5 protein-coding genes are annotated in these 6,355 nt (G+C 58.1%); 3 read left to right on the forward strand and 2 right to left on the reverse strand.

The window, feature by feature from the left end:
- Positions 1 to 113: 113 nt before the first annotated feature.
- Positions 114 to 944, forward strand: coding sequence for a helix-turn-helix domain-containing protein (locus ACFFAR_RS21620; protein ID WP_174363987.1), 831 nt, complete (start codon positions 114 to 116; stop codon positions 942 to 944).
- A 135-nt stretch (positions 945 to 1,079) separates the two neighbouring features.
- Positions 1,080 to 2,045, forward strand: a complete 966-nt coding sequence (locus ACFFAR_RS21625; RefSeq protein ID WP_062172631.1) for a glycosyltransferase family 2 protein — start codon at positions 1,080 to 1,082, stop codon at positions 2,043 to 2,045.
- Between the two features lie 7 nt (positions 2,046 to 2,052).
- On the opposite strand, the gene ACFFAR_RS21630 is transcribed toward ACFFAR_RS21625, so the two are convergent.
- Together ACFFAR_RS21630 and ACFFAR_RS21635 are read right to left on the reverse strand one after the other, a co-directional pair.
- Entirely contained in the window at positions 2,053 to 3,372 is a 1,320-nt protein-coding gene (locus tag ACFFAR_RS21630; protein WP_174363986.1) for a Gfo/Idh/MocA family oxidoreductase, read from the reverse strand.
- Between the two features lie 102 nt (positions 3,373 to 3,474).
- The gene (locus ACFFAR_RS21635) at positions 3,475 to 4,674 is read right to left on the reverse strand and encodes an acyl-CoA dehydrogenase family protein (RefSeq protein ID WP_174363988.1); all 1,200 of its coding nucleotides are present in this window, start codon (positions 4,672 to 4,674) and stop codon (positions 3,475 to 3,477) included.
- A gap of 301 nt (positions 4,675 to 4,975) precedes the next feature.
- On the opposite strand from ACFFAR_RS21635, the gene ACFFAR_RS21640 reads away from it, so the two are divergent.
- Entirely contained in the window at positions 4,976 to 6,154 is a 1,179-nt protein-coding gene (locus ACFFAR_RS21640) for an acyltransferase family protein (protein WP_174363985.1), read from the forward strand.
- The last annotated feature ends 201 nt before the right edge of the window (positions 6,155 to 6,355 follow it).

A 6,355-nucleotide genomic window follows, 5' to 3' on the forward strand; every position in this document is an offset into this window, starting at 1 on the left:
GGCCTGTATGCCATCGCCACCGTCCTGATCCTCGCTGCATTGCTGATTCTGTTCGGCTTGCCGGCGCGGATCGCGAACCGGGATCAAGCGCTTTGAAATTTTTTTGACCTGCCATGAACACAGTACTGAAGCCACCGAAGAACGCATCCGCCGATAATGCCGAGAGCCCCCGTTACGCGGCCCCCGCGCTCGAGAAGGGACTCGATATTCTCGACGTCCTGGTCGATACCGCCGAAGGCTACACGCTCAACGAACTGTCGGTGAAGCTCGGGCGCACGGTCAGCGAAATCTTTCGCATGGTCGTGACGCTCGAGCGGCGCGGTTACGTGCAAGGCGACCACAACGACCGCTACACCCTGACGCTCAAGCTGTTCGAAATGGCGCACCGGCAGCAGCCGATCCGTTCGCTCACCGCCATGGCCCTGCCGCTGTTGCGCGATCTTGCGAACGTGACGCGGCAGTCGTGCCATTTATCGATTTACCATAGCGGGCGCGTGGCGGTGATCGCGCAAGTCGACAGCCCCGAGCGATGGTCATTCGGCTTGAAAGTGGGCGCCGTCATGGGCCTGACCGATACTTCATCGGGTCACGTGCTGATGGCGTTTCGCGATCCCGCCGAGCGCGAACGGATGCTCGCCGCGCATACGCGCGTGGAAGGCGAAAACGATGTAGAGCCATTGGCCTTGCTCGCTTTACTCGATGAAATACGCGCCACCGGACACGAGATCGTGCCGAGCCGGCAAATGCGTGGCGTAACCAACGTTGCGTTCCCCGTGATAGGCAGTAACGGCGATGCAATCGCCGCGGTGAACGTGCCTTATCTTGAACGCATCGATCAAAAGCTCAATCCCGTATTCGACGATGTCTGCCGGATGGTGGGAGACATGGCGTCGCAATTGTCGGCGCTGATGGGCTTTAGCGGCTACAACCTCGAAGGCGAATGAGCGCATCCAGTTTTAAGCGGACACGGGATAATAAATAAAATAAATCGCTGCCGGCTTGCTTTGATTTAATCGCGTTGACGAAAAAAATCACCGTCCGTATAAAAGTTGCACCAAGCAACCTCCGGTGACGACATCATGAAAACGACGAAAATATCCATATGCCTGCCGACGTGCAACCGGCCCGAGTTGCTGGTCGAATCGCTCACGTCGTGCCTTGCGCAGACGCACGAGAACATAGAGATATTGATTGGCGATGATTCGTCGGATCACCGCACGCAGGCGTTGATCGATTCGACTTACCTGCATGAACCGCGCGTGATCTATGTCCGCAACGAACCCGCGCTCGGACAGGCGGATAACATTGCCAGCCTCTTTGATCGCGCCACCGGCGACAAGATCCTGCTGATCCACGACGACGATGCCCTCAAGACCGATTGCATAGAGCGCCTGCTCTCGGCGTGGGATCTCCATCCCGATCTCGATGTTGCGTTCGGCGATCAATATCAGATGAATGACCACGGCGTAGTGGATATTGAAGCCAGCAAGAAGCTCAACACGGACTACCATCGCACGGACGCAGTAGTCGGATTGCAAACCGATCCCGGCAGAACCGGTCTGGTTCAGATGATGCCAAACAATGGCTGGCTCGCGAACGCGGACCTGGTCAAGAAGATCAGCTATAGAAAGCAATACGGCATTGGTTGCGAATACGTCTTCGGCGCACAGATTTGCATTGCGGCCGCGCAGGTGTTCTACCTCAAGGAATACGTGTCGTATTACCGCAAGACGGATGTATCGATGTCGAAGACGACCGCGCGCTCAACGACAGCGGCCGCCGTCCTCGCTTATGACTTCCTCAAGTCGCTCAAGCTTGACAAGAAACTTGAGCCGGCGCGCGAACTCGCGCTCAAGCGGATCGTGCCGATTGTGGTTTCGGTATATGCGCGAAATCATCAACCGGCACTGGCGCTTGGTATCGCGCTTTCACATTTGTATGCGTACGACTATGGACTCAACAAACGCCTTTATTTCCATCTGATGCTGGTCCTCAAGGGACTTACCGCGACGGGAACTTTGAAGAGCAGCACGCAGAACGGCTAGGCAACGCTCAAAACGTTCCTTCTTCAGGATCGGGGCCGCGGGTCGAAGCTTGTGGCTTCGATATCTTCACTACGCGTGCGGTCCGCGCGGATTCGTAGATCGCCTCCATGATCCGCTGGTCCTGCAAACCCTCTTCACCGGGCGTATGCGGGATCTTGTCATTGATCACGCAAAGCGACATGTGATCGATCTCGCGGGCAAACTGGTTATTCGGATCGATGGTAATTTCCGTGTTCGCCGACTTGCCGTCGACAAGCATGCCGTAACGCATGCGCAAACCGTTGTAGCCGAAAGCCGGGTCCATTTCTGCCCAGCCGTCGGTCCCTTGCAAGCGGAAAAACCGTGACTCGTGGCATCCGTAACTCGCCATGCATGTCGCTGTGAAACCGCTCGGAAACCGCATGATGAAGTGCACCGATTCCTCGACTTCCTTGAAGCGTGGATCGGCTGCGGGTTGCGTGAGCGAGGCCGAGACTTCGTAGGGTTCTTCGCCGCTGAGAAACCGTGCAGCGTTGAGCGCATAAAGCCCGATATCCGGCAGTGCACCGCCACCGGCAAGCGCCTTGTTCAACCGCCACTGCGAAGGACCGCTCTGGTTCTGCGAGTTGCCGGCAATGAATTCGCGCAATGGACCCAGCTTGTTCTCCTTCGCCATTTTCGCGATCATGCGATCCATTGGCTCGTACTGGCTTCTGTAGGCGACCATCAGCTTGCGATTGTTCTTGCTGCATGCATCGATCATCGCCTGGCAATCGGCCACGCTCGTTGCCATCGGTTTTTCGCACAGCACATGCTTGCCGATCTTCGCTGCCCTCAGCGTGAACTCCTTGTGCATGCCATTGGGCAGCACGATATAGACGACCTGCACGCGCGGGTTGTCGGCGAGACGTTCGAAACTTTGGTAGTCGTAGATATCCGCTTCGCGCACGCCGTACTGACGCGCGATCTTCAATGCCTTGTTGCGATCGCCCGAAACCAGCGCCGCCACACGTGAGTACTTGCAGTTCGACAACGCCGGCAAGATCTGATCGAGCGCCAGGTGGCCCAGCCCGACGATTGCATATCCGATGCGATCATCGGGCGGCAGGTTTGCATCCGGCGTTTCTTCCTTCTGCTCGGTCCTGGGGTCCGCAATCAGGGGCAGCTTGACCGAATTGGCTGCGGCGGCAGGTGGTCCCGCAGCCCATGCCGTGCCCGCCGCGCCGGTTGCAAGCGCTGCCGCAAGGCCCGCGCTGCTGCGCTGGAGAAATGTGCGGCGACCGGATTGAGAAGCCGGTTTATCCTCGGGGATGAGGTCTTGTGAGTCAGGGCGGTCCGTTTGGTCCATGTGTGCTCCTTGCAAGCCTGGCAATCGATCGGGTCGGAGGCAACAAAGCATTTGCCATTCCTCGCCCGTTCATGCCCTGCGTACAAGTGCCTTCGTCACGCCTTAGCTGCGTTGCATACCCGCAAGCGTGTCGCGCTTGAGCTTCTTCGCAAGCGACCACTTGTGTACTTCTGTCGGGCCGTCGTAAATACGGAACGCACGGATCTCGCGAAACACCTGTTCCACAACCGTATCCCGCGATACACCCGTGCCGCCCATCACCTGCACGCAGCGATCCGCGACCCGGAACAACGCGTCGGCCACCGCGACCTTCGTCATGGAACTCTCCGATGTCCCGAGCGACCCGCTGTCGAGCACCGCAGCGCACCAGTCGATCATCAGTTCGGCCTGCTGCAGGTCGATCGCGTTCTCGGCCAGCATGAATCCAACGCCCTCATGATCGATCAGCAACTTGCCGAATGCGCGGCGCGTACAAGCATATTGCGTTGCGATTTCATGCGCGCGCGTGGTCGCGCCATGCCAGCGCATGCAATGCGATAGCCGCGCCGGCGACAGGCGGACCTGCGCGTACTTGAACCCTTCATGGACTTCGCCCAGCACCTGGTCGTCCGGAACCCGCAAGCCCTCGATGCGCACGACCGCATGACCGCCCGGCATCGAACTGTCGATAGTGTCAAGGATTCGTTCAAGACGTATGGCCGGATTCGGAAGGTCGACCAGAAACATGGTGGCCTTGACCTTGTCGGTATCGTCGTCCGCGTTGCTGCGCGCCATCACAATGCCAACCGATGCGCCTTCAGCGCCTGTGATGAACGCCTTCATTCCATCGATCGCCCAGTGATCTCCATCGCGTCGGGCCGACGTCTTGAGCATCGATGGATCGGAACCTGCGCCGCCGTCCACCGCCGGCTCGGTCATGAAAAATGCCGAGCGCGCGTCGCCCGAGACCAGCGGCGCGAGAAAACGCGTCTTCTGTGCATCGGTTCCAATCTTGCCGATGAGCAGCATGTTGCCTTCATCAGGCGCGGCCGTGTTGACCGCGACCGGGCCGAGCGGCGACAAACCGGATCGCTTCAAAACCGTTGCCGTCTCGAGTTGCGTGAGATGGCCACCATCGGCGAGGATATGCGGCGTCAGCACCCCGGCAGCGCGTGCCTTGCCGCGCAATTCGCGCACGAGGTCCTCACTCGGTCCGTGGCTGCCGCAGCGCGGATCCCGTTCGTATGGGACTACGACCGTTCGCACGAACGCTTCGACACGCGATGCGATCTCTTTGGCGCGTTCCGTTTGCACAACCTCCATGCTGCTCATAGGTGTTTCCTTTGTTCAGGGGCTTGATGATTGGACCGCATAGCGTGTACTCCGTCAATGATGCCTCAATGCACACTGCGCGAGCCATAGCTACAAGCACGATGTCCGGACGACCTGTGCGGTACGGTTACTTACCTCAAATGCCGTTGAACGTTCGCCATGCCACGTGGAAACTCGCCATTTTCAAGCGGGCTCCCGCCAAACGAACGCACGGAACCAATCCGGTAATTCATTCCTTTAATGTCGGTGATAGGCTGCGTACACGGTAAATTCCGGACCACGGGAGAGAACAGTGCACGCGCCGATTTCCAGCTCAGGCGGTTCGCTTCCCGCGTTGACGAGCATCCGCTTTCTCGCGGCGATCACTGTCGTGGTCTCACATTATTCCGAGCTCGGATTACTTAATCTGCCAAGGGAGATATTCGAATTCTTCGATGGCGGCCGTCCAGCGGTATCGTTATTTTTCGTGCTGTCGGGGTTTATCCTCACATTCACTTATCGCGATCAACTGGCTATCAAAGGCAATGCCGCGTTTTATCAGGCCCGTTTTGCGCGCATCTATCCAGTCGTGTTGCTGGGTCTCGTTTTATGCGTGCCCACCACGCTCTATTTGCTTCATGGCGATAACCCGTCCTTGCTGCTCCAGTGGTACGCGGTAAAAAGCTCCGTGCACTTGGCGATAGGCGCAAGCCTGCTTTGCCAGTTGCTGCTGCTGAACGCGTGGTTTCCATTCGCCGCGATCAACCAGCCGTGGAACGGGCCATCGGACAGCGTGTCATGCGAAGCCTTCTTCTACCTCCTGTTTCCGCTCATGCTTCGCAAGATGTTGTCCGTGCCCATTGCTCGGCTGACGCTCGCATGTGTCGGGTTCTTTCTGCTGCAAGGATTGTGGATCCTGTTTTTGCAGACCTGCCTGCCCGCGTCGCGCAGCGGTTTTCTTATCGTTGGCCTGCCGCTCACGCGTCTGTTCGAGTTCGTTGCCGGAATCTATGCCGCAATCCTGTTTCTTCAGCTGCGTGAAGCGCGTGCGGACAGGCATGCGCTGGCCCTCAAATTGATCAGCGGATCATTGATCGCGCTGGTCGTGCTCGCTCTCTGGCATCCGTTTTCCCCGGCGTTCTATCTGGCTTCGCCGTTGTTCGCCGCATTGATACTCGGGCTCGCGCTGATGGATCGTCCGGTGATCAACTTCCTCAACCAGCGCATCCTGATCAAGCTCGGCGAAGCAAGTTATTCGCTGTATCTGATCCATGTGCCGATTGCGTATCTTGCCTACATAGCCGGGTTCAGACAGTCGAACGGATGGCTCGCGATCGTATTCGCTGTCGCGGCGAGCGTCGTGATCTTCAGGTTCTACGAAGAGCCGATGAGAAAACGCATTCGCGCAGGCTTCTCGCATGCGGCGACATCCGGCGACACCATCAACACCATCGACAATCAGGCAACCGCGACTGTGCAACGCCGGTCCTGACCCAAGGAACTTCCCTCTTCCCTCTCCGTCCGACGATTTCGAGCGCGTCCGTGCATGGCACATACGTTTATGTGCGGCGTATAGTCTGCTCATCGTGCAAACCAGCGCGTCGCCTTGAGCAGCTCACGCGTTCGATTCAATCGTCCCTGGAGAATTGCAATGTCGTCCGTGTTATTCAGAAACGGCTCACTGCTGGACCCG

Origin of the sequence: uncultured Caballeronia sp., assembly GCF_964243625.1 — a bacterium.
In the GTDB taxonomy this organism is placed as follows: Bacteria; Pseudomonadota; Gammaproteobacteria; order Burkholderiales; family Burkholderiaceae; genus Caballeronia.